Source organism: Sphaerisporangium aureirubrum, assembly GCF_042658925.1.
GTDB lineage: Bacteria > Actinomycetota > Actinomycetes > Streptosporangiales > Streptosporangiaceae > Sphaerisporangium > Sphaerisporangium aureirubrum.
Genome location: NZ_JBHSRF010000110.1, coordinates 1 through 24,378, shown reverse-complemented (window position 1 = coordinate 24,378; position 24,378 = coordinate 1). Strand labels below are relative to the sequence as shown.

General features: G+C 70.8%; 24 protein-coding genes. 16 read left to right on the top strand and 8 right to left on the bottom strand.

Going from position 1 to position 24,378, the window contains the following annotated elements:
* Positions 1–3: 3 nt before the first annotated feature.
* Positions 4–843 (top strand): DMT family transporter, encoded by an 840-nt coding sequence (locus ACFP1K_RS38040; protein WP_380762817.1) that lies wholly within the window; start codon positions 4–6, stop codon positions 841–843.
* Between the two features lie 7 nt (positions 844–850).
* Here ACFP1K_RS38040 and ACFP1K_RS38035 read toward each other — a convergent pair whose 3' ends face one another.
* Positions 851–1,594: a GntR family transcriptional regulator gene (locus tag ACFP1K_RS38035; protein WP_380762815.1), complete on the bottom strand. Its 744-nt coding sequence runs from the start codon at positions 1,592–1,594 to the stop codon at positions 851–853.
* 479 nt (positions 1,595–2,073) lie between these two features.
* Here ACFP1K_RS38035 and dapA point away from each other — a divergent pair, with 479 nt between their 5' ends.
* The 3 genes from dapA to ACFP1K_RS38020 all read left to right on the top strand — a co-directional run bounded on the left by dapA (position 2,074) and on the right by ACFP1K_RS38020 (position 5,515).
* Positions 2,074–2,988, top strand: coding sequence for a 4-hydroxy-tetrahydrodipicolinate synthase (gene dapA / locus ACFP1K_RS38030; protein ID WP_380762813.1), 915 nt, complete (start codon positions 2,074–2,076; stop codon positions 2,986–2,988).
* Between the two features lie 233 nt (positions 2,989–3,221).
* Entirely contained in the window at positions 3,222–4,907 is a 1,686-nt protein-coding gene (locus ACFP1K_RS38025; RefSeq protein WP_380762811.1) for a ribonuclease J, read from the top strand.
* Between the two features lie 50 nt (positions 4,908–4,957).
* Positions 4,958–5,515, top strand: a complete 558-nt coding sequence (locus ACFP1K_RS38020) for a DUF402 domain-containing protein (RefSeq protein WP_380762810.1) — start codon at positions 4,958–4,960, stop codon at positions 5,513–5,515.
* 81 nt (positions 5,516–5,596) lie between these two features.
* On the opposite strand, the gene ACFP1K_RS38015 is transcribed toward ACFP1K_RS38020, so the two are convergent.
* On the bottom strand, positions 5,597–6,916 hold the full coding sequence (locus ACFP1K_RS38015; RefSeq protein WP_380762807.1) for a pectate lyase family protein: 1,320 nt from the start codon (positions 6,914–6,916) through the stop codon (positions 5,597–5,599).
* Positions 6,917–6,979: 63 nt separating this feature from the next.
* Positions 6,980–7,900: a 5-dehydro-4-deoxyglucarate dehydratase gene (locus ACFP1K_RS38010; protein ID WP_380762804.1), complete on the bottom strand. Its 921-nt coding sequence runs from the start codon at positions 7,898–7,900 to the stop codon at positions 6,980–6,982.
* 239 nt (positions 7,901–8,139) lie between these two features.
* Between ACFP1K_RS38010 and ACFP1K_RS38005 the strand changes: the two genes are divergently transcribed.
* The 8 genes from ACFP1K_RS38005 (at position 8,140) to ACFP1K_RS37970 (ending at position 15,851) form a co-directional block, all read left to right on the top strand.
* Positions 8,140–9,027 carry a carbohydrate ABC transporter permease gene (locus ACFP1K_RS38005; protein ID WP_380762802.1) on the top strand — a complete coding sequence of 296 codons (888 nt, stop codon included), beginning with the start codon at positions 8,140–8,142 and terminating at the stop codon, positions 9,025–9,027.
* Between the two features lie 11 nt (positions 9,028–9,038).
* Positions 9,039–9,929, top strand: a complete 891-nt coding sequence (locus ACFP1K_RS38000; RefSeq protein ID WP_380762799.1) for a carbohydrate ABC transporter permease — start codon at positions 9,039–9,041, stop codon at positions 9,927–9,929.
* A 27-nt stretch (positions 9,930–9,956) separates the two neighbouring features.
* Positions 9,957–11,273 (top strand): ABC transporter substrate-binding protein, encoded by a 1,317-nt coding sequence (locus ACFP1K_RS37995; protein WP_380762796.1) that lies wholly within the window; start codon positions 9,957–9,959, stop codon positions 11,271–11,273.
* Between the two features lie 122 nt (positions 11,274–11,395).
* A complete protein-coding gene (locus ACFP1K_RS37990) occupies positions 11,396–12,547 on the top strand; it encodes an enolase C-terminal domain-like protein (protein ID WP_380762793.1) in 1,152 nt (383 codons plus the stop codon).
* On the top strand, positions 12,541–13,308 hold the full coding sequence (locus ACFP1K_RS37985; protein ID WP_380762790.1) for an NAD-dependent epimerase/dehydratase family protein: 768 nt from the start codon (positions 12,541–12,543) through the stop codon (positions 13,306–13,308). Before ACFP1K_RS37990 ends, ACFP1K_RS37985 begins: the two co-directional genes overlap by 7 nt.
* Positions 13,309–13,350: 42 nt before the next feature.
* Positions 13,351–14,133, top strand: coding sequence for an IclR family transcriptional regulator (locus ACFP1K_RS37980; protein WP_380762787.1), 783 nt, complete (start codon positions 13,351–13,353; stop codon positions 14,131–14,133).
* Between the two features lie 87 nt (positions 14,134–14,220).
* Complete coding sequence (gene kduI / locus ACFP1K_RS37975) at positions 14,221–15,036, top strand: 5-dehydro-4-deoxy-D-glucuronate isomerase (RefSeq protein WP_380762784.1); 816 nt, start codon at positions 14,221–14,223, stop codon at positions 15,034–15,036.
* Positions 15,033–15,851 (top strand): SDR family oxidoreductase, encoded by an 819-nt coding sequence (locus ACFP1K_RS37970; RefSeq protein ID WP_380762781.1) that lies wholly within the window; start codon positions 15,033–15,035, stop codon positions 15,849–15,851. The genes kduI and ACFP1K_RS37970 overlap by 4 nt, the downstream gene beginning before the upstream one ends.
* A 12-nt stretch (positions 15,852–15,863) precedes the next feature.
* On the opposite strand, the gene ACFP1K_RS37965 is transcribed toward ACFP1K_RS37970, so the two are convergent.
* A complete protein-coding gene (locus ACFP1K_RS37965; RefSeq protein WP_380762778.1) occupies positions 15,864–16,835 on the bottom strand; it encodes an NAD(P)-dependent alcohol dehydrogenase in 972 nt (323 codons plus the stop codon).
* Positions 16,836–16,878: 43 nt separating this feature from the next.
* On the bottom strand, positions 16,879–17,643 hold the full coding sequence (locus ACFP1K_RS37960; protein WP_380762776.1) for an IclR family transcriptional regulator: 765 nt from the start codon (positions 17,641–17,643) through the stop codon (positions 16,879–16,881).
* A 163-nt stretch (positions 17,644–17,806) separates the two neighbouring features.
* Between ACFP1K_RS37960 and ACFP1K_RS37955 the strand changes: the two genes are divergently transcribed.
* Positions 17,807–18,517 carry an SDR family NAD(P)-dependent oxidoreductase gene (locus ACFP1K_RS37955; protein ID WP_380762774.1) on the top strand — a complete coding sequence of 237 codons (711 nt, stop codon included), beginning with the start codon at positions 17,807–17,809 and terminating at the stop codon, positions 18,515–18,517.
* A 25-nt stretch (positions 18,518–18,542) separates the two neighbouring features.
* On the opposite strand, the gene ACFP1K_RS37950 is transcribed toward ACFP1K_RS37955, so the two are convergent.
* Positions 18,543–19,133: a TetR/AcrR family transcriptional regulator gene (locus ACFP1K_RS37950; RefSeq protein WP_380762771.1), complete on the bottom strand. Its 591-nt coding sequence runs from the start codon at positions 19,131–19,133 to the stop codon at positions 18,543–18,545.
* A 47-nt stretch (positions 19,134–19,180) separates the two neighbouring features.
* Between ACFP1K_RS37950 and ACFP1K_RS37945 the strand changes: the two genes are divergently transcribed.
* Entirely contained in the window at positions 19,181–20,101 is a 921-nt protein-coding gene (locus ACFP1K_RS37945) for an alpha/beta fold hydrolase (protein ID WP_380762769.1), read from the top strand.
* Between the two features lie 22 nt (positions 20,102–20,123).
* Here ACFP1K_RS37945 and ACFP1K_RS37940 read toward each other — a convergent pair whose 3' ends face one another.
* The gene (locus ACFP1K_RS37940) at positions 20,124–21,062 is read right to left on the bottom strand and encodes a sugar kinase (protein ID WP_380762767.1); all 939 of its coding nucleotides are present in this window, start codon (positions 21,060–21,062) and stop codon (positions 20,124–20,126) included.
* 74 nt (positions 21,063–21,136) lie between these two features.
* Between ACFP1K_RS37940 and ACFP1K_RS37935 the strand changes: the two genes are divergently transcribed.
* Complete coding sequence (locus tag ACFP1K_RS37935; RefSeq protein WP_184984263.1) at positions 21,137–21,322, top strand: tautomerase family protein; 186 nt, start codon at positions 21,137–21,139, stop codon at positions 21,320–21,322.
* A 62-nt stretch (positions 21,323–21,384) separates the two neighbouring features.
* On the opposite strand, the gene ACFP1K_RS37930 is transcribed toward ACFP1K_RS37935, so the two are convergent.
* Positions 21,385–22,884 (bottom strand): sodium:solute symporter family protein, encoded by a 1,500-nt coding sequence (locus ACFP1K_RS37930; RefSeq protein ID WP_380762764.1) that lies wholly within the window; start codon positions 22,882–22,884, stop codon positions 21,385–21,387.
* Between the two features lie 305 nt (positions 22,885–23,189).
* Here ACFP1K_RS37930 and ACFP1K_RS37925 point away from each other — a divergent pair.
* Positions 23,190–24,378, top strand: a 1,189-nt coding sequence (locus ACFP1K_RS37925; protein ID WP_380762762.1) for a DNA translocase FtsK 4TM domain-containing protein, incomplete at its 3' end; no start/stop codon positions are given.

The following is a 24,378-nucleotide window of genomic DNA, read 5'->3' as shown; positions in this document are numbered from 1 at the left end:
GTGATGGCGGGTGGGGGGGTGGTGGCGTTTTCTGGGACGTTTCCGGCTACGGCGTTTGCGTTGCGGGGGTTTGATCCTTACTTCGTGGCGATCGGGAGGGGGGTGGTGGCGGCGTTCGCGGCGGTTGTGTGTCTGGTGGTCGCGCGGGTGCCGCTGGTGCCGCCGCGGGGGCGGCTGGGGTCGTATGTCGTGACGTCGGTCTGTGTGGTGTTCGGGTTTCCCTTGCTCAGCGCGCTGGCGCTGGACGCCGGTGCGAGCGTGTCGCACAGCGCCGTGGTGGTCGGGCTGCTGCCCCTGGCCACGGCGGTCTGCGCCGTCCTGCGTGCCGGTGAGCGGCCCCGGCGGCTGTTCTGGCTGTCGTGCGGCGCCGGAGCGGTGGCGGTCACCCTCTTCACCCTCAGCCGAGGTGGCGGGAGCCTCGCGGTGGCCGACCTGCTGCTGGTGGGGGCCCTGCTGTCCGCCGCGGTCGGCTACACCGAGGGCGCGCGGCTGGCCAAGGACACGCCGGGCCTCCAGGTGATCTCGTATGCCTTGGTCGTCGCCTTGCCGGTGACGGTTCCGGTGACGGTGTTGCTGCTGGTCACGGGGCAGCATGTCACCGCGCCGGCCCTCGGCGGGTTCCTCTACGTCGGCCTGGTGTCCATGTTCCTGGGGTTCATCCCGTGGTACGCGGGCCTGGCCCGCGGCGGCATCGCCCGCGCCGGTCAGACCCAGCTGCTCCAGCCCCCGCTCACCCTCGTCTGGGCGTGGCTGCTGCTGTCCGAAGCCCTGGAGCTCGTCACCCTCGGCGCCGCGCTGGCCGTCCTGCTCTGCGTGGCCGCCACCCAGCGCGCTCGCTCCTGATGCCCCGTCAGGCGCCCAGGGGGACGCTGTAGACGAGGCGGAAGCGGTCGCCGGGGACGATCAGGTCGCTGGTCTCGACGGGGCGGTCGGCGGACCAGTGGGTGCGCTCCACGTGGAGGACGTGGACCCCGGTGGGGAGGTCGAGCAGGTCGCTCTCGGTGGGCTGGGGGACGCGGGTGTGGACGCTCTCGCGGATGTCGGTGACCTTGACCCCGGCCGCGGAGAGGCGCGCCACGAGGCTCTTGCGGCCGTTGGTGCCCTCTTCGGGGGCGGGGTGGGGGCGGGTGGTCAGGTCGGCGGGCTCGTAGGAGGTGGCGAGCTGCATGGGCTTGCCGTCGGTGCGGAAGACGTAGCGGGTGCGGATGACGGGGGAGGACTCGGGGAGGGCGAGGCGGCGGGCGATCTCGCGGGGGGCCCTGACCTGGTCGCTGCGCCAGTCCCAGGTGGCGCGCTGGCCGGCCGCCTGCATGTCGGCGGCGAAGGGGACGTCGTGGTCGATGTGGCGGCAGCGCTGCAGGGGGTAGAGCACGGACTTCTCGCGGACGTAGTGCCCGGAGCCGACCTTCCCGACGATCAGGCCTTCGGCGGCCAGCACGCGCAGCGCGTGGCGGGCAGCGGTCTCGCCGACGCGGAAACGCTGGGTGAGCTGTGCGCGGGAGGGGATCGGCGCGCCAGGTGGAAGGGTGCCGTCGACTATCTGGCCCCGCAGTTCTTCGACGACACGTAGATACACCGGGTCGTTGCCAGTCATCCGTCCATCCCTGGGGAGTGCTCGAGATCGTTTACCTATCTTGCCGTAATCATTGGACAACTGGGAGTAATGACCGAAACTTGGAGTCCCAACTTTACCAAACGCGATTCTGTGGAAACAGTAGGTGACGGACCGTGGGACCGGTCCAGGGCGAAGGTGCCGCTTAAGTGCGGCGATGCATGAGCCCAGCTCATGAAGCCCGCGCCGCCCGTGTCCCAGGTGGCCCGGTTACCCCCCGGAGTCATCCCGCGTGCCGAGGGATCCGAAAATTCTCCGTAGAACCGTGTAACACACCCGTAAGCCGCTCCGATTGTTCGGATAGAGGCCGCCGATGTGTGTACCCCCGAGCACATATCGGCGGCCTCTATCCATGTCCGGAGGCGCCGGCGGCCCGGGATGCCCCGGGATCGGCCCGCCCGGTATGGTAAACCGGGGTGGCGGGGTCCACCGTTTCCCGGGATCCGGGTACCGTTCGGTCTATGGCATCGCCACTCGCAACCTCCGGCGCGCCCTTCGGCCGCATGCTGACCGCCATGGTCACCCCCTTCACCGCCGACCGCGCCCTGGACGTCGACCGCGTCCAGCGGCTGGCCGCCTACCTCGTCGACGAGCAGAAGAACGACGGCCTGGTGGTCAGCGGCACGACCGGGGAATCCCCCACGACGTCCGATGCCGAGAAAGACCTGCTGCTGCGCGCGGTGCTCGAAGCGGTCGGCGACCGCGCCACGGTGGTGGCCGGAGTGGGCACCAACGACACGGCCCATTCGATCGAGCTGGCCAGGGCCGCCGAGCAGGCGGGAGCCCACGGGCTGCTCCTGGTGACGCCGTACTACAGCAAGCCCCCCCAAGAAGGCCTGTACCATCACTTCACGTCGGTAGCCGATTCCACCGGCCTGCCGGCGATGTTGTACGACATCCCGGGCCGCACGGGCACCAAGATCGACGTCGGGACGCTGATCCGCCTGGCCCTGCACCCGCGCATCGCGGCGGTGAAGGACGCCAAGGGGGACTTCTTCGCCTCGTCCCAGGTGATGCTCGCCAGCGACCTGGCGTTCTACTCGGGTGACGACGCGCTGAACCTGCCCTGGCTCTCGGTGGGCGCCGTAGGTTTCGTCAGCGTGGTGGGCCACGTGGTCGGCGCGCAGCTGGCCGACATGATCGGCCGCCACCGGGCCGGGGACGTGCGCGGCGCGCTGGAACTGCACCGGCGACTGCTGCCCGTGGTGGCGGGGATCATGACCCGCACCCAGGGCGCGATCATGGTCAAGGCCGCGCTGGACCTCATAGGGCAGCAGGGCGGCCCCCTGCGCCTGCCCCTGGTGGAGGCCACCGAGCAGGAGTTCGCCGTCCTGCGGGCCGACCTGGTCGCCGGTGGCGTGAAGCTGACCGACTGAGCCGTCGACGGAGACGGCGGAGGTCCGGCCCCCACCGGATCCCCGTCCCGTCCGGCGTGGTCGTAGAGATGTAGCAATGATGGGGAATGTCGGAATGATGCCGCGCGCTGGGCGCGGCGAGGAGGAACGGATAGTTTGCGAAAGAGATACCGCGAAATAGGCTCGCGCCGCGCGAGACGGCCCGGCGAGGGAGCCGTCCCCGCGCACCGGGCCGGTGGACACGGGGGTACAGCATGAGCCATCCGCATCCCGAGCTCGGACCGCCTCCGCCGCTGCCCGACCACGGCCTGCGCATCGTCGCGCTCGGCGGACTCGGCGAGATCGGCCGCAACATGGCGGTCTTCGAGTTCGACGGCAGGCTGCTGATCGTCGACTGCGGCGTGCTGTTCCCCGAGCCGGACCAACCGGGCGTGGACCTGATCCTGCCCGACTTCAGTTACATCCGTGATCGGCTCGACGACATCGAGGCGGTCGTGCTGACCCACGCGCACGAGGATCACATCGGCGCGGTTCCCTACCTGCTGCGCGAGCGCGCCGACATCCCCCTGGTGGGATCAAGGCTGACGCTCGGCCTGATCGAGAGCAAGCTGACCGAGCACCGCATCCAGCCGGTCAAGGTCGAGGTCGTCGAAGGGGAACGGCGGCGCTTCGGGCCGTTCGAGTGCGAGTTCTTCGCCGTCAACCACTCGATCCCGGACGCGCTGGCCGTCGCGCTGCGCACCCCGGCCGGCATCGTCCTGCACACGGGCGACTTCAAGATGGACCAGCTCCCGCTGGACGGCCGCCTGACCGACCTCGGCGGCTTCGCCAGGCTCGGCGCCGAGGGCGTCGACCTGCTGATGTCGGACTCCACCAACTCCGAGGTGCCCGGCTTCGTGCCGAGCGAGCGCACCATCAGCCCGGTGATCGACGAGGTGTTCCGCAGCGCGGACAAGCGCATCATCGTGGCCTGTTTCGCCTCGCACGTCCACCGGGTCCAGCAGATCTTCGACGCCGCCGAGCAGAACGGCCGCAAGGTCGCCCTGATCGGCCGGTCGATGGTCCGCAACATGGGGGTGGCCCGCGAGCTCGGCTACCTCCAGATCCCGGCGGGCCTGCTGGTCGACTCCCGCGAGATCGAGGAGTGGCCGCCGGAGGACGTGGTGCTGATCTGCACCGGTTCGCAGGGCGAGCCCATGGCGGCGCTGTCCCGGATGGCCAACCGCGACCACCCGATCCGGGTGGCCGAGGGCGACACGGTGCTCCTGGCGTCATCGCTGGTGCCAGGGAACGAGACCGCGGTCAACAAGGTCATCAACGGCCTGACCCGGTGGGGGGCCCGCGTGGTGCACAAGGGCAACGCCCTGGTGCACGTCTCGGGGCACGCCGCCGCGGGCGAGCTGCTGTACGTGCTGAACCTCACCAAGCCGTCCAACTTCATGCCGGTGCACGGCGAGTGGCGGCACATGCGCGCGCACGCCAAGCTGGCCGCGCTGACCGGCGTGCCGGACGACCACATCGTGATCGCCGAGGACGGCGTGGTGGTCGACCTGATCGACGGCCGGGCGAGGATCACCGGCGCGGTGCAGTGCGGCTACGTCTACGTGGACGGCTCCTCGGTGGGCGCGGTCACCGACGTCGCGCTGAAGGACCGGCGCATCCTCGGCGACGAGGGGTTCATCTCGGTCGTCGTGGTGGTCGATTCCACCACCGGCAAGGTGACCGGCGGCCCCGAGGTGTACGCCAGGGGCTCGGGCATCGAGATCGAGGCGTTCGACGCCGTGATCCCGCTGATCGAGAAGGCTCTGGAGGACGCGGCGGCCGACGGCGTCGCCGACCTGCAGCAGATGCGCCGGGTGACCCGGCGGATCGTGGGCCGCTGGGTCAACGAGGGCTACCGCCGCCGGCCCATGATTATTCCGGTGGTCGTGGAGGTCTGACGGGCGTAGGTTCCTGGGCGGAACCCCTTTCGCCCTGTGAGGAGCCCACCATGCCCGAAACCGGAGCCGAGCTGCCGGTGACCGCGGACGCCTCCCCGTCCGGCGTCACCGGCACCACGGTCAAGGTCGCCTACACCAAGTACGACGGGTCGCTGCACTGGTACCACGACGCGCTGCTGCTCGGCGAGGACGAGCACGGCGTCTGGACGGGCTGCCCGCCGGGCACCCCGGGGCGCCGGGGCACCGAGGTCTCCCTCGTCTGGGAGCACGCGTTCGTGCTGCTGTTCCCCAGGGACGCGTGGTTCACCGCGAACTTCAACGCCGAGCCGCAGCCGATGGAGATCTACTGCGACATCACGACCGTCCCGCAGTGGAGCGACGGCCGGGTCACCATGGTCGACCTCGACCTCGACGTGCTGCGGCTCCGGGACGGCCGGGTGCTGCTGGACGACGCGGACGAGTTCGCCGAGCACCGGGTCCGCTACGGCTACCCGCCGGACGTGGCCGCCGAGGCCGAGCGGGCGGCCGCCTGGCTGATGGACGCCGTGCGGGAGCGCCGTCCGCCGTTCGACGGCGCCCACGAGCGCTGGCTGGCCGAGGTGAGCTGACGGCCGGGGTGGGCGGCGGGCGGCCCGCCCCGGCCGGAGGGGGACGGCGCAGCCTGCCCGCCCCGGCCAGGGATCAGGGGGTCAGCGCAGCCGGCCCGCGCCCGCCAGCAGGGGAACGGTGAGCGGGACCAGCACGGCCGGGTCCACCCGGGTGTGCAGCGTGGGTGTCCAGCCCACGTCCGCGCTCAGGTCGGGGTCGTGCGCGGCGTTGTGCGCGGCGAGGACGTCCGTCGGCCGCACCCGCCGTCCCTGCGCCACCAGGCTGCCCTCGGCGTGCACGGCGGTGCCGCCCCAGTTGTAGACGATCTCACTGGCGGGCACGGCGGCCCCCAGCCTGAGGAAGTTGTTCTCGGCGTAGATCTTGGACTGCACGCCGACGCCGAGGCTGTAGACGTACCCGGCGCCGTCCGGGATCTCGTAGTGGTTGTTGTACACGTGCACCTGGCCGAACCTCACCCGCGGCGCCCGCTGCAGCACGGTGTCGAACACGTTGTGGTGCACGGTCACGTTGAGCTTGCCGGTGTCGGTGGCCGGGTTGTTGGTGGAGCCGATCAGCATGGTCTTGTCGTGGTCGGCGAACCGGTTCCACGACACCGTCGCGAGGTCCGCGCCGCTCGTGATGTCGAGCTGCCCGTCGTGCACCTGGTAGGGCCGCCCGAAGTACAGCGGCTGGGACGAGTCGGGGTTGGCGCCGTCGTCGAAGGTGTTGTGGTCGGCCCACACGTGGGTGGACCCGGTGACCGAGACGTTGTCGTACAGCGAGTTCCAGTTGCCGTCCGCGCCGTCGGTGGGGTCCCACTGCGGGAAGCAGTCGTAGGCGTCCTGGAAGTGGATGTTCCGGACGATGACGTTGTCGGCCTTGTCGACGTGCAGGTTGAAGCCCTTCAGCACCGCGCGCCCGAGGCCCACGATGGTGGTGTTGGAGCCCACCTTGGGCTTGATCCTGGCGGTCTGCCGGGCGGCGGAGGCCGCGCGGGCGTCCTCCAGCGGCCCGGACGGCTCGCTGTCGCGGCCCCAGACCGCCGGGTCGTACGCCGCGAGGTACCCGGCGAGGGTGTAGCCGTTCACGGCGTAGGCGTCGCAGGTGAGCTTCTGGCCGTCGTCGCCGGTGTTGGCGTCGACGGTGCCCTTCACGTAGATGATCTTCGGGGTGGCGTCCGCGCCGTTGAGGGCGGCGATCAGCCCGGCCCGCGTGGTGACGGTGTACACGTGCGCGGCGTCGGCCGCGGCGCCGCCGGTGGTGCCGGTGCCCGCGGAGGCCCAGCCGTCGCCGGGCGGCAGGGTCTGCCGCCCGAGGGGGACGCCGTGCGCCGCCGCGGGCCCGGCCGGGACGACGGTCATCGTGGCCGCGCACAGCGCCGCCGCCGCGAGGACGGCGGCCCGGCGTGAGGGTGTTCTCATGGGGGGTGTACCTCCTGGGTCAGGGGGAGCCCCCGCCCGGGGGGGACGAGGGCTTCCAGGGGGTCAGAGCTCCTCGACGAGCTGCAGCGCCTGCTCGATCAGCTCGCCGAGCCGTTTGACGTGCTCGGGGGCGGGCTCGCACAGCGGGGCGCGCACCGGCCCCGCGTCCAGCCCGCGCAGCCGCACCCCGGTCTTGACCAGCGACACGGCGTAGCCGGTGCCCTGGCGGCGCAGTTCCACGAACGGCCGGTAGAACTCGTCGATCAGCCGCGCGGCCGTGGTGTCGTCGCCGTCGACGAGGGCCCGGTGGAACCGGGTGGCGAGGGCGGGCAGGAAGCAGTAGACCGCCGAGGAGTAGAGCGTGACGCCGAGGCCCCGGTAGGCGAGCGCGGACATCTCGGCGGTGGGCAGCCCGTTGAAGTACTCGAGCTCGACGGAGGCCGAGCGCACCGCGCTGATGATCCGCTGCATCAGGTCCAGGTCGCCGTACCCGTCCTTGAGGCCGACGATGCCGGGGTGCCTGGCCAGCGCCACGACGGTCTCCGGCTCGAAGACCGCGTTGTCGCGCTGGTAGAGGATCACCGGCAGCGAGGTGCCGTCGGCGAGGTTCTCGTAGTGTCGCCGCAGGCCCTCCTGCTCGGCGTGCACCAGGTACGGCGGCAGCGCCAGCAGCCCGTCGGCGCCCGCGCGCTCGGCGGCGGCGGCGAACGACAGGGCCAGGGACGTGCCGTATCCGGTACCCGCGATCACCGGCACCCGTCCCGCCGTCTCCTCGACGGCCGCCGTCACGCAGGCGGCGTAGTCGTCCAGGCCGAGCGCCGGGAACTCGCCCGTCCCGCAACAGGCGAACACCCCGGCACAGCCCGCCGCCACCCCCTCGCGGACGTGTTCGCGGAAGGCGTCCAGGTTGAGCCGCTCCCGGGGGTCGCAGGGAGTGACGGGGAAGAAGAGCGGCCCGCCGGCCTTGTCCGCCAGCACTGTCATGCGATCCTTTCCAGTGTCCATATTCGAGAACCCTATTCATGTATATGAACACAGGGAACGTAAGGCGGCCAACCCCCAGCGGTCAAGAGAGCGGCGGAAACCCGGTCGACCAGGATTCGAAATGTTTTGGTTACCTGGCGAAGGCTTGACAGCCGACCGGCCGCGTTCCTACGTTGACGGCGCGTCCACATGCGTGAACGTCGTTCAAGAATGTGTGTGCCTATCGAACGGAGCGCGAGGTGGCTTTGGCGAGTAGACGCCCCCGGGCGCTGCGCTGGGCTCCGTACCTGCTGATCTCCCCGACCGTGCTGCTGATCGCGATCTTCCTCGTGTACCCCATCGGCAGCGTCCTGTACTACAGCTTGCAGCACTACAACCTGACCAGGCCATGGTCGGACGGCTTCGCGGGCCTGGACAACTTCCGGCAGATGCTGCTGGAGGACCCGCTGTTCTGGGCCAGCCTGGGCTTCACCGCCAAGTGGGTCGTCGTGGAGATCGGCCTGCAGTTGGTGTTCGGGATGGCGCTGGCACTGATCGTCAATGAAACATTCATCGGCCGCGGCCTGGCCCGGTCGCTGGTGTTCTCGCCCTGGGCGGTGTCCGGGGTGCTCACCACCGGCATCTGGATCCTGCTCTACAACCCCACCACCGGCATCATCCGTTACCTCGGCGCGCCGGAGGCCGCGGTGCTCGGCAACCCCGACACCGTGTTCGGCGCTCTCGTGATCACCGAGCTGTGGCGCGGCGTGCCGTTCTTCGCGATCCTGCTGCTCGCCGGCCTGCAGGGCATCCCCGGGGAGCTGTACGAGGCCGCCGCGGTGGACGGCGCGGGACGGACGCGGCGGTTCGTGCACGTCACGCTGCCCCACCTGCGCGACGCGATCGTGCTGGCCACGCTGCTGCGCGCGGTCTGGGAGTTCAACAACGTCGACCTGATCTACACGCTCACCGGCGGCGGGCCCGCCCAGGTGACCACCACGCTGCCGCTGTACGTGGCGCAGCGGGCCATCGACTCCAAGGACTTCGGGTACGGCTCGGCGCTGACCACGGCCGGGTTCGTGATCCTGCTGTTCTTCTCGCTGCTGTACCTGCGGCTGAGCCGCCTCGGCGCGGACCACAAGGCATGAGGGGAGGTTCCATGGCGACCGAGGTCGTCCCGCGGCACGCGGCGCCGGCCCCGCCGGGCACGCCGCCCGGCGCCGCGCCCGGCCCGCGTCACCGCGACCCCGGGCGGGTGCTGCGGCTGTACGTCCCGCTCGGGCTCTACCTGGTGTTCACGCTGGTCCCCTTCTACTGGATGATCGTCTTCGCGCTGCGGCCCGCCGGGTCCACCTCCCCGGTGCCGTGGCCGATCACGTTCGACCACTTCGCCACGGTGTGGAATGACATCGGGTACGCGGTGTTCTTCAAGAACAGCGTGATCGTCGGGGTGCTGGCGCTGCTCTTCACCACCGTGATCGCGCTGATGGGCGGGTACGCCCTGGCGCGGTTCCGGTTCCGCGGGCGCGGGCTGTTCATGGTCGTCCTGCTGTGCACGCAGTTCATCCCGGGCGCCATGATGCTCATCCCGCTGTTCACGATCTTCCGCGAGCTCAAGCTCATCAACTCGCTGTGGAGCCTGGTCGTCGCGGACACGGTGTTCAACCTGCCACTGTCGATCATCCTGATGAGCGGCTTCGTCAGCGCGGTCCCCTTCCAGGTGGAGGAGGCCGCCATGGTGGACGGCTGCTCGCGCCTGCGGGCGTTCTTCGCGGTCGTGCTGCCGCAGCTGCGGCCCGGCCTGATCGCGGTGGGATCGTTCGCCTTCATCCACACCTGGAACAACTTCCTGTTCGCGCTGATGTTCATCAGCCGGCAGGACAACTTCACCATCCCCGTCGGCCTGAGCTACACGATCGGGGAGTACAGCGCCGACTTCGGGGCTCTCGCGGCGGGCGGCGTGGTCGCCGCCCTGCCCGTCGTGTGCGTGTTCGCAGTGATTCAGCGCTACCTGGTGCACGGCATAAGCGCCGGTGCCGTGAAGGGATAGCACCCCCCGACTGGAGGACACCGAACCATGAGAAGCATCGCAAAGGCCGCCGTGGCCACCCTCGCCGTCCTCGCCCTGTCCGCGGCCGCGACGGCCTGCGGATCCGACTCGGGGGAACCAGGCTCCAGCGCCGCCCCCACGACCATCACCTTCTGGGACAACAACGGCGGCGTGCGCACGCCGATCTACCAGGAGCTGATCAAGCGGTTCGAGAAGGCCAACCCCACCATCAAGGTGGAGTACGTCGGCATCCCGATCGCCTCGGTGCAGCAGAAGTACGACACCGCCATCGCGGGCGGCGAGACGCCCGACGTCGGCGGCGTCACCACCAGCTACCTGGCGAGCCTGACCGGGCAGCAGGCCCTGGAGCCCGCCGACCAGTGGCTCTCCTCCAGCCCCGCCGGAGGCGCACTGCTGGAGAGCATGCTCACGTCGGTGAAGCAGACCACGCCGGACGGCAAGGCGTACATGGTGCCGGCCACCTCCAACCTCGACGTCGTGTGGTACCAGAAGGACAAGCTGTCCGCGGCGGGCGTCGAGGCGCCGAAGACCTGGGACGACTTCTTCGCCGCGGTGCCCAAGCTGACCAAGGCTCCCGACCAGTACGGCTGGACCATCCGCGGCGGCGCCGGGTCGATCTTCCAGCTGCTCGCCGAGGCGTACGCCTACTCCGGCGTCACCGAGTTCTTCGACGCGTCCGGCAAGAGCACGGTCAACGACCCGAAGAACGTCGAGTTGGTCGGCAAGATCGCCGAGCTGTTCAAGAAGGACACCCCCGAGGCGGACGTCACCAACGACTTCCCGAAGATGGTGGCGCAGTTCACCAGCGGCAAGGTCGCGATGATGCACCACAACCTCGGCTCCTACAACGACCACGTCAAGGCGTTCGGCGCCGACAAGGTGGACGCCTTCCCGCTGCCGGTGGGCGCGTCGGGCAAGCGCACCATCGTCGCCAACCCGGTGGACGGCTTCGCGGTGTTCAAGAACAGCGAGCACAAGGATGCCGCCTGGAAGTTCGTCGAGTTCCTGGTCTCCAAGGAGAGCAACAGCTACTGGAACCAGCAGACCGGCCAGATCCCGGCCAACAAGGACGCCCAGGGCGACGCGTGGCTGGACGAGCGGCCGTACCTGAAGAACGCCGTGCAGGTGCTCTCCGACCCGGCCACCGCGGTCGTCTCGCCGCCGTACTACCTGCCGCAGTTCTCCGCGATCACCAAGGCCGACACCGAGCCGCTGTTCCAGAAGGTGCTGCTGAAGTCGATGACCCCCAAGGAGTTCCTCGACACCATGGCGCAGAAGCTCACCGAGGCCCAGGCGGAGTGGAAGAAGGCCAACCCGAACTGACCGGCCGCGGGCGGGACCGGCGTGCCGCGGCCCCGCCCCGCCGGGGCCGGCGTCCCCCGCCTGACCGCGGACGCCGGCTCCGGGCGCCGGAGATCCCGCGCAGACCTATCGAAGGGAGCGTCATGGCCGTCATCGAGCGCGTCACCGTCACGGTGTTCACCACCGTCATCCGATCGGTGGTGGACGGGCACGGGCACCGGCACCCCGGGCCGCCCCGCGAGGTGCGGGAGGCACTGCTGGAGATCACCGACAGCGACGGCGCCACCGGGCGCTGCCTCGGCCCGCCCGAGACGCTGCGGGAAAGCATGATCAACGCCCATGTGCGCCCCGTGCTGACCGGCCAGGACGCCCTGGACCGGGAGCGCCTGTGGCACGCCCTGGCCCGCCGCCAGCGCGGCGCGCACGGGCACCTGACCGACCGCCTGCTCAGCGTGGCCGACCAGGCGCTGTGGGACCTCATGGGACGCAAGCTCGGCCTGCCGGTGTGGCGGCTGCTCGGCGGGGCCCGCTCCGCCGTCCCCGCCTACGCCAGCACCATGTGCGGCGACGACATCCCCGGCGGGCTGGCGACGCCGTCCGACTACGCCGACTTCTGCAAGGACCTGGTCTCCCGGGGCTACCGCGGCATCAAGCTGCACACCTGGATGCCGCCGATGCCGCACGGCGTCGCGCTGGACATCAAGGCGTGCGCGGCCGTGCGGGACGCGGTCGGCTGGGACGTGGCGCTGATGCTGGACAGCAACCACTGGTACAGCCGCACCGAGGCGCTGCGCCTCGGCCGCGCGCTGGACGAGCTGGGGTTCGCGTGGTACGAGGAGCCGATGGAAGAGGCGTCGGTGCAGTCGTACAAATGGCTGGCCGACCAGATCGCTACGCCGGTGCTCGGGCCGGAGACCTCCTGGGGCAAGCACATGGCGCGGGCCGAGTGGGTGGCGGCGGGCGCGTGCGACATCCTGCGGGTCGGGGTCGTCGGGTCCGGCGGCATCATCCCGGCGATCAAGGCGGTGCACACCGCCGAGTCGTTCGGCATGGGCTGCGAGATCCACGGCAACGGCTCCGGGGCGCTGGCCGTGATCGGGGCCACCCTGTGCGGCGAGTGGTACGAGCGCGGACTGCTGCACCCGCATTCGGACTACGACACGCCGCCGCCGCACCTGCGTTCCATCGTCGATCCCATCGACGAGTCGGGCAACGTGGCGCTGCCGTCCGGGCCAGGGCTGGGTGACGATCTTGACGAGGACTACGTCAGCACCCATACGGTGGCCACATGGTGAAAAGTGTGCTTGTGACCGGGGCGGCGGGGCGAATCGGTACCTGTCTGACCGAAGGGCTTCCCGACCACGGTCACACTTTGCGGCTGCTGGACCGAGATCCCATCGACCATCCGAGCTTCGAGACCTTCCGGGGCGACGTCACCGACCCGGAGGTGCTGGAGCGCGCGATGACAGGCGTGGACGCCGTCGTCCACCTGGCGGGTGTCGCGGCCACCAGCGCCCCCTGGGAACAGGTGCTGCCCGCCAACATCGAGGGCACCTATCAGGTGTTCGAGGCCGCCCGCCGCGCCGGCGTGGAGCGGGTGATCTACGCGAGCAGCAACCACGCGGCCGGATTCACCCGGCGGCAGGAGAGTGTGCCCGCCGACACCCCGGTGGCCCCCGACTCGCTGTACGGCGTGTCCAAGGCCTACGGTGAGGCGCTCGGCCGTTTCTACGCCGACCGGTACGGCCTGCGCGTGGCGGCGCTGCGTATCGGGTCGTTCAGGTCGCGCCCGACGGTGCCCCGCGCGCTGTCGACCTGGCTCAGCCCGGGGGACATGGTGCGGCTGACCCACGCCTGCCTGACCGCGCCGGACCTGACGTACGCGATCGTGTGGGGAGTGTCGGCGAATACGCGAAACTGGTGGGACCACACCGCGGGCCGGGCCCTCGGCTACGAGCCGCAGGACGACGCCGAGGTGTACGCGGCCGAGTTGGAGGAGCTGGACCCCGGCGACCCCGAATACGCCTGGGTGGGCGGGCGCGTCGTGGAGGCCTGACGGGCCAGAATGGAGGACGAGGTGCGGCAGGGAGAAGCGGATATGACCGAGCAGGGATCAACCGTGCCGCATGTGAAGTCCGCCGTGCGGACCGTCGAGCTGCTCGACTTCTTCGCGCAGTACCCTGGGCTGCACAGCCTCTCCGACCTGCAGGGCAAGCTGGGCTACCCCAAGAGCAGCCTGCACGCCCTGCTGCGCACGCTGGTCGGTCTCGGCTGGATCGAGACCGACGTCACCGGAACGCTCTACCGCATCGGCATGCGCGCCCTGCTGGTGGGCGCGACCTACATCGACGGCGACCCGGTCGTGCAGATCGCCAGGGACGCCCTCGACTGGCTGGCCGAGGTGACGGGGGAGACCGTCCACCTCGCCCGGCTGGACCACTTCGACGTCGTCTACCTCGCCACCCGGGCCTCGCGGCACTACCTGCGGCCGTTCACCCGGGTGGGGCGCCGCCTGCCGGCCTCCACCACCTCGCTCGGCAAGGCGATCCTCGCCACCCGCGACGACACCGAGGTGAGCCGCCTGCTGCCCGCCGAGCTGCCGAGGCTGACCAAGAACACCATCGTGGACCAGGGCCAGCTCATCGCGGACCTGCGGCGGGTGCGCAAGCGGGGCTACGCCGTGGACCGCGAGGAGAACACCGAGGGCCTGCGCTGCTTCGGCGCGGCCCTGGACATCGCCTACCCGCCCCGGGACGCGCTGAGCGTCTCGGTGCCGGTGCCCCGGCTGACGGCGGGCCGGGACAAGGAGATCGCGTCCTGCCTGCTGGAGGCCCGCGACCGCATCGAGGTGGCCGCCCGCGGGGTCCGCCGCACGTACTGACCGCCGCCCCGGTCGCCTCGGCGTCCCCGCACGTCCTAAGATCGTTCTATACCGTGATACTTCGTTTCATGTAACGGAATTGGAGGCATGGTGGAGGTACGGCACGCGACCGCCCCCGACCAGGTGCCCGGCATGACGACCGACCGGCTCCGGGCCCGTTTCCTGGCCGAGGGCCTCTTCACCTCTGGCGAGATCCGCCTCGTGTACTCCCACGAGGACCGCATCGTCATCGGCGGCGCCTCCCCCGGGGACACCCCTCTGGAGCTTCCCTGCCCCGATCCGCTGCGCGCCGGGTACTTCCTGGAGCGGCGCGAGCTCGGCGTGGTCAACGTCGGCGCCCCCGGCACCGTCACCGTCGACGGCACCCCGTACGACCTGGCCCCCAAGGAGTGCCTGTACGCCGCCCGGGGCTCCCGCTCGGTCACCTTCTCGGGCGGGCCGTTCTACCTGGTCTCCACCCCCGCGCACGGCGACCACCCCACCGTCAAGGCCGGCCTGGAGGACGCCGAGCCCGTCCACCTGGGCGCCCAGGAGGGCTCCAACGAGCGCACGATCTACAAGTACATCCACGCCAAGGGCATCCAGAGCTCCCAGCTGGTCCTCGGCGTGACGGTCCTCGCCTCCGGCAGCATGTGGAACACCATGCCCTGCCACACCCACGAACGCCGCACCGAGGTCTACTTCTACTTCGACCTCCCCGAGGACCAGCGCGTCGTCCACTTGATGGGCGAGCCGGACGAGACCCGCAACCTGATCGTCGCCAACAACCAGGCCGTGATCTCCCCCTGCTGGTCCGTCCACTGCGGCTTCGCCACCCGCAACTACTCCTTCGTCTGGGCCATGGGCGGCGAGAACCAGGCCTACGAAGACATGGAACAGGTCCCGATCGGCCAGATGCGATGACCCGCCCCGCCGAGCCCGCACCCGCCGGGACGCCGTCCCCGGAAGGCGCGGGCTCCCCGCTCGCCGCGATGTTCTCCCTTGCGGGCCGCACCGCCCTGGTCACCGGCAGCCGCACCGGCATCGGCCGCGCCGTCGCGGCCGGCCTGGCCCAGGCGGGAGCCGACATCGTCCTGCACGGCCACCACGACGACCTGGACGAGGTCGAGGCAGACATCCGCGAGGTGGGCCGCCGGTCCTGGCGCTGGATCCACGACCTCTCCGACACGGGCCGTCTCCCCGAGGCCGTCGCCTCCCTCCTCGCCCGGCACCGGATCGACATCCTGATCAACAACGCCGGCACGATCCGCCGGGCCCCGGCCGTGACCCACCCCTACAGCGACTGGCAGGACGTCCTCAAGGTCAACCTGGACGCCGTCTTCCTCCTCACCCAGGCCGTGGCGGCCCCCATGCTGTCCCGAGGCGCCGGCAAGATCGTCATGATCGCCTCGATGCTCTCCTTCCAGGGAGGCATCAACGTCCCCGGCTACACAGCCTCGAAACACGCCATAGCCGGCCTGACCCGAGCGCTCGCCTGCGAATGGGCTCCCCACAACGTCCAGGTCAACGCCATAGCCCCCGGCTACATCGCCACCAGCAACACCGAGGCCCTCCGCCGGGACCCCACCCGCGAACCCGCCATCCGCTCAAGAATCCCCGCCACCCGCTGGGGCACCCCCGAGGACCTGGCGGGCGCCGCGGTCTTCCTCTCCTCCTCGGCCGCCGCCTACGTCAACGGCCACATCCTCGCCGTGGACGGCGGCTGGCTGGCCCGCTGAAACGGTGACGTGCTAGGGCGAATGCTCGATGCTGATCACGACGTTTCCTGTCTTCTGGCCGGTCTCGACGTAGCGGTACGCCTCGACGATCTCGTCCAGGGTGTAGGTCCTGTCGATCACCGGTCTGAAGGCCCCCGACTCGATCAGCTCCTTGAAGTGCCGGGCCATCGCGGCGTCGTTCCGGGCGAAGGGGAACCGGACCCTCCTGCCGCGGAACAGCGGGGTGACGAGGGCCAGGAAGGGGTTCTGGGCCAGAGGTCCGAGGTCCGAGGAGACGTAGACGCCGCGGGGTCTCAGCAGTCGCCTGCACCGGCCGAACGAGGTCTTGCCGACGGCGTCGATGACCGCGTCGTAGCGCCGCCCGTCCTTCGTGAAGTCCTCGGTCCTGTAGTCGATGACATCGGTGGCTCCCAGGCTCTTCGCCAGGTCCACGTTCTCGGTGCCGCAGACCGCGGTGACCGTGACGCCGAGATCTCTCAGAAGCTGGAGTGCCGCCGTGCCGATGGCGCCGGTCGCGCCGTACACGAGGACACGCTGCCCGGCACGTGCCCTCGTCCCTTCGACGAGGGAGAGCGCGTAGTGGGAGCCCTCGGTGCTCGGCGCGGCCTCCTCGTAAGTCAGCCCCTCCGGGATGAGGGCGACGGCCCCGGCCTCCCGGACCACGACGTACTCGGCGTGCGCGCCGAGCGTGGCGTCGTCGTACCCGAACACCCGGTCGCCGGCCTTGAAGGACGACACGCCGTCGCCCACGGCCTCGACCTCACCGGCGAACTCGTTCCCGAGGATCGTCAGTCTCGGCCTGGAGAAGCCCGCGACCAGCCGGACGACGAAGGGTTTCGCGCCCCGCAACCCGCAGTCGGTCCGGTTGACCGTCGTCGCGTGCACCTTGACCAGCAACTCGCCGGCCCCGGCCCCGGGCTTGTCCGCATCCACCACGCGAACCACTTCCGGGCCGCCGTACCTGCTGCGGATCGCCGCCTTCATGACCGGATTGTAGATCAGCGCCCGGCTCGGTGGTTCGTTCCGATCAGCGGGTGAGGGCCACCTGAGGGGCGCCGAGGGCCAGGGAGACGTCTCTGGCGGTGGCCACGACACTGGGGGCCAGTTGTTCCAGGGCGGTGCGGTCCATGTCCATCGCCAGGGTGGAGATGGAGATGGCGCCGAGGACGGCGCCGGTGTGGTCGAAGACGGCGGCGCCGACGCAGCGGACGCCTGGTTCGTTCTCCTCGTCGTCGAGGGCGTGGCCCTGGGCCCGGACGTCGGCGAGGTGAGCCAGCAGCGCGTCCACGGTGGTGCGGGTGGCGGGGGTCAGGGCGGGGAGGCCGGTGCGGGAGCAGATGGCGCGGACCTCGGTGTCGGAGAGCTGGGCGAGGATGGCCTTGCCGATGGCGGTGCTGTGGAGGCGCAGGCTCATGCCGACCCGGGAGGGCATCTGGTACGGGCGGCGGCCTTCCAGCTTGGCCACGTAGACGGCCTCGTCGCCGCCGCGGATGCCGAAGTGGGTGGTGTAGCCGGTGCTCTCGTGCAGGGCCCGCAGGGCGGCGTCGGCCTGGCGGGCGGGGTCGAACCTGCTCATCACCTTGCCGGCGAGGGTGAGGATGCGGGGGCCGGGCTCGTAGCCGCCCGCGCCGTCCGGCCTGGCGAAGCCCCAGTCGACGAGCGACTGGAGGATGCGGTGGACGGTCGACTTGGAGACGCCGGTCGCCGCGGCGATGTCGGTCACCCTGTGGTGCTCGGCGATCGCCTCCAGCACCGCCAGGGCCTTGTCGATGGAGCTGCCTTCCCTGACCACCCCCTGAGCCTACTAACAGCGGCCCCCTTCCTGACCGCACGATCAGGCGTCACCTGTTCATGTCCGTTTTTGACAGCAAACGACCGGTCCTCTACTTTTTAGTAGACCGGTCGTCTAGAGATCGCCGGATTCATCTCCTCACCTTGAGAAGGAAGTGGTCACCATGGGCACAGGGCAGAAGGTCGCCGTCGTCACCGGAGCGTCCCAGGGCATCGGCGCGGGCCTGGTCGACGCCTTCCGCAAGCTCGGGTACGGCGTCGTCGCGACGTCCCGCTCGATCGAGCCCGCCGCGGACGCGGACGTCGTGACCGTGCGCGGCGACATCGCGGACGCGGACACGGCCGACCGCGTGGTCGCGGCGGCGCTGAGCCGGTTCGGCCGCATCGACACCCTGGTCAACAACGCCGGCGTCTTCATCGCGAAGCCGTTCACGGACTACACCGACGAGGACTTCGCCACGGTGGTCGGCGTCAACCTCGCGGGGTACTTCCACCTCACCCGGCGCGCGCTGCGCACCATGACCGAGCGGGGGAGCGGTCACATCGTCAACGTCACCACCAGCTTCGTCGACCACCCCAATTCCGGCGTGCCGTCCGTGCTGGCCTCGCTGACCAAGGGCGGGCTGGCCGCCGCCACGAAGTCACTGGCCATCGAGTACGCGGCGACGGGCGTGCGGGCCAACGCCGTCTCGCCGGGGATCATCAAGACCCCGATGCACGCCGTGGAGTACCACGAGACGTTCGCCGGCCTGCACCCGGTCGGGCGGATGGGCGAGATCGGGGACATCGTCGACGCCGTGCTGTACCTGGAGTCGGCCCCGTTCGTGACCGGCGAGATCCTGCACGTCGACGGCGGCCAGAGCGCCGGCCACTGAACACCCCACGCGCCCTCGGCGGCGCTCACCCGCCCCCGCGTGAGTCCGCCGCGGCGCCGTGAAGACGGCTCAGCTGCAGGTCGAGCACCGCGACGGCCTCGGCGCGGCCGATCTCGCCCAGCATGCGCGCGTCGGCGAGTGATCCCGCCACGCCGAGCAGGACGCGCGCCTCCGCCTCGGCGCCGGTGGCCGGGCCGCGGGCCTCGGTGAGCAGGCGGGCGACGGTGGCGGTCGCGACGGCCGAGCCCTCCCGGTAGAGCCGGCGCAGCGTGGGGTCCGCCGCGGTGGAGGCGAGGAACGCGTGGCCCGCGAGGATCTGCTCGGCGCCGAGATCCACCAGGGCCAGAAGGATCTGGCGCAGCACCGCCTCCGGAGGGTCGCCCGGCCGTACGGCCGCCGCGACGGCGCTCTCGATGTCATGCCGCTGCGTGGCCGCGGCCAGCCGCAGCAGGGCCTCCTTGGTGGGGAAGTAGTGCTGCACCAGGCCCTTGGAGATCGCGGCCTCCGCCGCCACCCGGCCGATGGTCACCGACGCCAGGCCCTCGCGCACGCACAGCCTGAGGGCCGCCCTGGCGATCTCCTCGCGGCGGGAGTCGTGGTCCACGCGTTTCGGCATCGTCCCTCTCCGGCCGGTTTTTACGATACGAACGTATAGTAAACGCCATGGACACCATCGCGCCGAACATCGGCCCGGCCTTCAAGGCGCGGAAGCTCGGCCACTTCCGGGACGCCGCCGGCTACGAGCGGTACCGGCGGGCCTACGACCGCGCCATGGCGGCCCTGCCCGCGCCGGGCGCCACGCTGGACGTGCCGACCGGCTTCGGCACCGTCCGCGCCTACCGGTTCGGGCCGGAGGAGGGGGTGCCGCTGGTGCTGCTCCCGGGCCGTACGGCCGCCGCGCCCATGTGGGAGGCCAACCTGGCCGGTCTGGCGCGGAGCCGCCCGGTGTACGCGCTGGACCTCGTCGGCGAGCCGGGCCTGTCCGTGCAGACCCGCCCGCTGACCTCCGCCGAGGACCAGGCGGCCTGGCTGGCGTCGCTGATCGACGGCCTGCCCGAGGAGGAGTTCCACGTGCTGGGCCTGTCGATCGGCGGCTGGGCCGCGGTCAACCTCGCGGTGCGCCGCCCGGCCGGGGTCCGCTCGCTGGTCCTGCTCGAACCGGGGGCCACCTTCGGGCCCATCACCTGGAAGGTCGTCGTCGTCTCGCTGGGGTCGGTGCTCCCCATGCCCGGGGCCCTGCGGCGGCAACTGCTGGGCTGGATCTCCGGCGGCGCCGACACCTCCGAGGACGACCCCGTGGCCGCGCTCATCGCGTCCGGCATGCGCGACTTCGCCCCCAGCCTGCCCCTGCCCGAATATCCGGCGGACGGGCAGATCGCCGGGATCGACGTCCCCGTGCTGGTGGTCATCGCCGGCCGCAGCATCATCCACGATCCCGGCAAGGCCGCGGCACGGGCACGCCGCCTCCTGCGGCACGGCACCGTCGAGCTCTGGCCGGAGGCGTCGCACGCCGTCAACGGCGAGTTCCCCGAACGTATCGAAGCCACCGTGGACGCCTTCCTGGCCAAGGTCGAGGCGACCTGACGGCGGCCCGGGGCGCCTCGTCTCACTGATCGGGGACCGTCGCGAGCAGGCGGTCGATCTCGTGGGGGGTGGCCACGCGGCCGGTGCCGCCCTGGCCCTCCAGGCTGATGGCCGCCGCGGCGGCCCCCGCGCGCACGGCGTCGGGCAGGCGCCGCCCGGCGGCCAGGCGGGCCGCGAGCACGCCGGAGAAGGCGTCGCCGGCGCCGGTCTGGTCGACGACGACGGCGGGCGGGATCGCGGGGATCTCCTCCATGTGGCCGGTGGCGTCGGCGAGCAGGACCCCGTCGGCCCCCTTGGTGACGGCGACGGCGCGGACGCCGAGGCGCAGGCAGGCGCGGGCCGCCTCCTCGGGCTCGGCGGTGACGAGCAGCGGCAGGCTGTCGCCGGGGCAGGAGGGGGTCACCACGTCCACGTGCGGCGCGAGGTCGGACAGGAACCTGGCGGCCGCGAACGGCGTGGTGAGCCGCGCACGGAAGTTCGGGTCGTACACCACCGAGCCCCCGGCCGCGCCCACGGCCACGGCGGAGTACCGGACCGCCTGCGCGCACGACGGCGACAGCGCGGCGGTGATCCCGCTGACCACCAGCACCGACGCCCGCGCCAGCGGCACGCGGGCCATGTCGGCGGGCCCCATGCGCGAGGCGGCGCTGCCCGCGCGCAGGTAGGCGAAGGCGCGCTCGCCGCTGGGGTCGGCGCCGACGGCGTACGCGCCGGTGGATCCCGGGCCGCGCGTCATCCACGTGGTGTCGACGCCGTGCCGCCGGGCGAAGGCGATCAGCCGCTCGCCGAACTCGTCGTCCCCCACGAGCGTCACCAGGGCGGCGTGCGCGCCGGCGGCGGCGGCCGCGACGGCCACGTTGAGGGCGTCGCCGGAGAACGACAGGCGAAAGGTGTCCGCCTCGGTCAGGGGCACGGATGCCGAGAACTCGACCAGTGGCTCGCCGATCACCGCCACGTCCACGCCTGATCTCCTTCTTGGTTCATGTAGTGGAATTTGATTTTATGTGATGCAACATATTGAGACCGGAGGACACCATGCCGAACATCACCGTGGAACTGCTGTCCGGGCGGACCATGGACCAGCGCCGCGAGTTCGTGGCGGCGGTCACCGAGGCCGCCGTGGACATCCTGAAGGCGCGCAGGGAGGCCGTACGCATCGTCTTCTGGGAGATCGAGAAGTCGGATGTCGCCAACGGCGGCACCCTGGAGTCGGACAAGTAGGCAGACAAGCACAAGCGTAAGGGCGGGGCGGGAGGGCACCCTTCTCCCGCCCCGCACGTTCGTCACGCCACGGCGGCGGTGGCCCGGTCGTCGGGGGCGTCGCTGTTCAGCGAGTCGACCAGCTCGTCGCGGTCGGGGCGGTTCTCCGGCTTGAGCAGCCCGATGACGACGTACAGGATCAGGGACGTCACCAGCGGGGCGGCGACCACCAGCGTCTGGTTGGTGGACGCGATCACCCACTTGATCACCGCCCACACGCCGAGGCCCGCCGCCCAGGAGACGATGGCCGCGGTGGGGCCGCTGCGCCTGAACCACGGCAGCAGGCCCAGCATCAGCGGGATCGAGATCGGCCCCATGGTGGCCGCCACCACGTCCACCACGATCTTCAGCACCACGCCCTGCCCCTGGGTGCTGATCGCGATGGCCATGCTGGTCGCCACGAACACGAACGTGGTGATCCGGGCCAGCCGCAGCGCCCCCTCACGCGACATTTCGCGCACCCGCTTGACGAAGACCGGCAGCATGTCGCGGGTGATGACCGCGGAGATCACGTTGGCGTCGGAGGACACCATCGCCATCGTGTGCGAGAAGAACCCGGCGAGCACCAGGCCGATGAGGCCCGTCGGCAGCAGTTCCTGCGCCAGCCGCACGTAGGACTGGTCGGAGTCGGCGAGTCCCGGCACGATCAGCGGCGCGGCGAACATCGGGATGAAGAGGATCAGCGGCCAGACCAGCCACAGGCCGCTGGACAGCAGCGCGGCCCGCTTCGCCTGCGAGCCGGAGGGCGCGCCCATGTACCGCTGGGCGAGGTTCCACATGCCGCCGTTGTACTCGAACGTCTTGATCAGCAGGAACGCGAAGAAATACGTGGTGGTGTACGGCCCGGTGAGCGGGTCGCCGTGGCCCTCGGGCAGCCGGTCCCACATCGTCCACAGGGCCGACACCCCGCCGAGGTGCCCGAGCACCGCCGCGAACATCACCACGCCGGCCACGGCCTGGATCACGAACTGCCCGAAGTCGGTGAGCACGTCGGCCCACAGCCCGCCGACCGTCACGTAGATCACGGTGACCGCGCCGGTCAGCGCGATGCCGTACTGGATGGGGATGCCCGTGAAGCCCTTGAGCAGCACCGAGATGGCGACCCACTTGGCGGCGATGTCCACCACCTTCAGCAGCGCGCCGCTGTACGCCATGACCTGCTGGGTGGGCAGGTTGTACCGCCGGGTGAGGTATTCGAGCGGCGAGACGACGCCGTGCTTGGACCGCAGCCGGTTCCAGCGCGCGGCGAACAGGAAGGCCCCGATGCCGACGCCGATGCCGATCGTCATCGCCCACCAGACGTACACGGTCAGCCCGTAGTCGTAGGCGACGGCGGCGAAGGCGACGAACATGACCGCGCTGTAGCCCGACATGTGATGGGAGATCCCCGACAGCCACCAGGGGATCCTGCCGCCTGCCGTGAAGTAGTCGATCACGCTCTTGATGCGGTTCTTGGACCACACCCCGATGAGGACCATGACCACGAAGTAGGCGCCCAGCACGGACCAGTCGAGTGCGGACATCACTCCTCCTTCCAACATCTCGTTGGATGGAGATTCCATTACACGGAACGCGATGTCAATACATAGAACAGCCTGAGATCCGGCGCGCCTCCTCATGCCTGGGATGCCACATGCGTACCCTCGGTACCATGGCCACCCGTACGTCGAAATCCACCCAAAAAGGGTCGGCGAAGCGGTCCGCGCCGTCGCGTACGTCCCCCGCCAAACGCCCGGCCCCGAAGGCCGCGCGGTCCACGGGCGCGCGATCCGGCGGCCGTGCCCCGTCCCGTTCCCAGGCGAACACCCAGCCCGATCCGATCGGCTGGGTGTTCCTCGCGATCGGCAAGCTTTTCGTCGGCGTGTGGCTGCTGTTCGCCAACGGCATCGGCACCGCCGCCCGCGCGTTCGGCAAGCAGGCCCGTGAGCTGGACCCGGCTCACCGCCGCGACGGCCTCGGCCTCGCCGTGCTCGCCGGCGCCATCGTGCTGGCCGCGATGACCTGGCGCACCGGCCAGGGCACGGTCGCGACCGTGGTGGCCGCGGTGCTGCGCGGGGTGCTCGGCTCGCTGGCCTGGTCGGTGCCCGTCCTGCTCGCGCTGATCGCCTGGCGCCTGCTGCGCCACCCCGACCAGAACGCCGACACCGGCCGCATGATCATCGGCTGGACCGCCCTGCTGGCCGGCGTGCTCGGCATCGTGCACGTCGCGCACGCCACGCCGTACCCCTCGGGACCCGGGGCGAGCGACGGCATGGACAAGGTCTCGGCCGCCGGCGGCATGATCGGGTTCATCGTGTCCGCGCCGCCGTCCAGCGTGCTGCCCGCCTTCATCACCGTCCCGCTGCTGATGCTGCTGTCCGGCTTCGGCGTCCTGGTGATCACCGCCACCCCCGTGCACCGGGTGCCCGAGCGGCTCTCCGAGATCCACCACATGCTGTTCCAGAAGCGCCCGGCCACCGACGCCGCCCAGCCCGCCAAACGGACGCGCAAGCCGCGCACCGGGCCCGCCAAGGACGCCGGGGGCCCCGAGGTCGGCGAGCACGTCAAGCCGTACGACACGCCCCTGGTCGAGGAGGGCGTGGGCCGGCGGGGCGACCACTCGCCGGAGATCGTGCCCGGCCTGGTGGACGAGGAGCCGCCCGAGGCGGTGGACCAGCGCCCCGCCGAGCCGCCCCGCCCCACCCCGGCGCCGCGCAAGGTCGAGCAGCTGGTGCTGTCCTCGCAGGAGGGCCCCTACGTCCTGCCCGACGTGGGCACGCTGCGGTCCGGCACGCCGCCCAAGCCGCAGACCAAGGCGAACACCACGGTGGTCAACGCGCTGAGCAGCGTGCTGGAGCAGTTCGCCATCGACGCCCACGTGATCGGCTTCACCCGCGGCCCCACAGTCACCCGGTACGAGATCGAGCTCGGCCCCGCGGTGAAGGTGGAGAAGGTCACCGCGCTCACCAAGAACATCGCGTACGCGGTCAAGTCCGCCGACGTCCGCATCCTGTCCCCGATCCCCGGCAAGTCGGCCA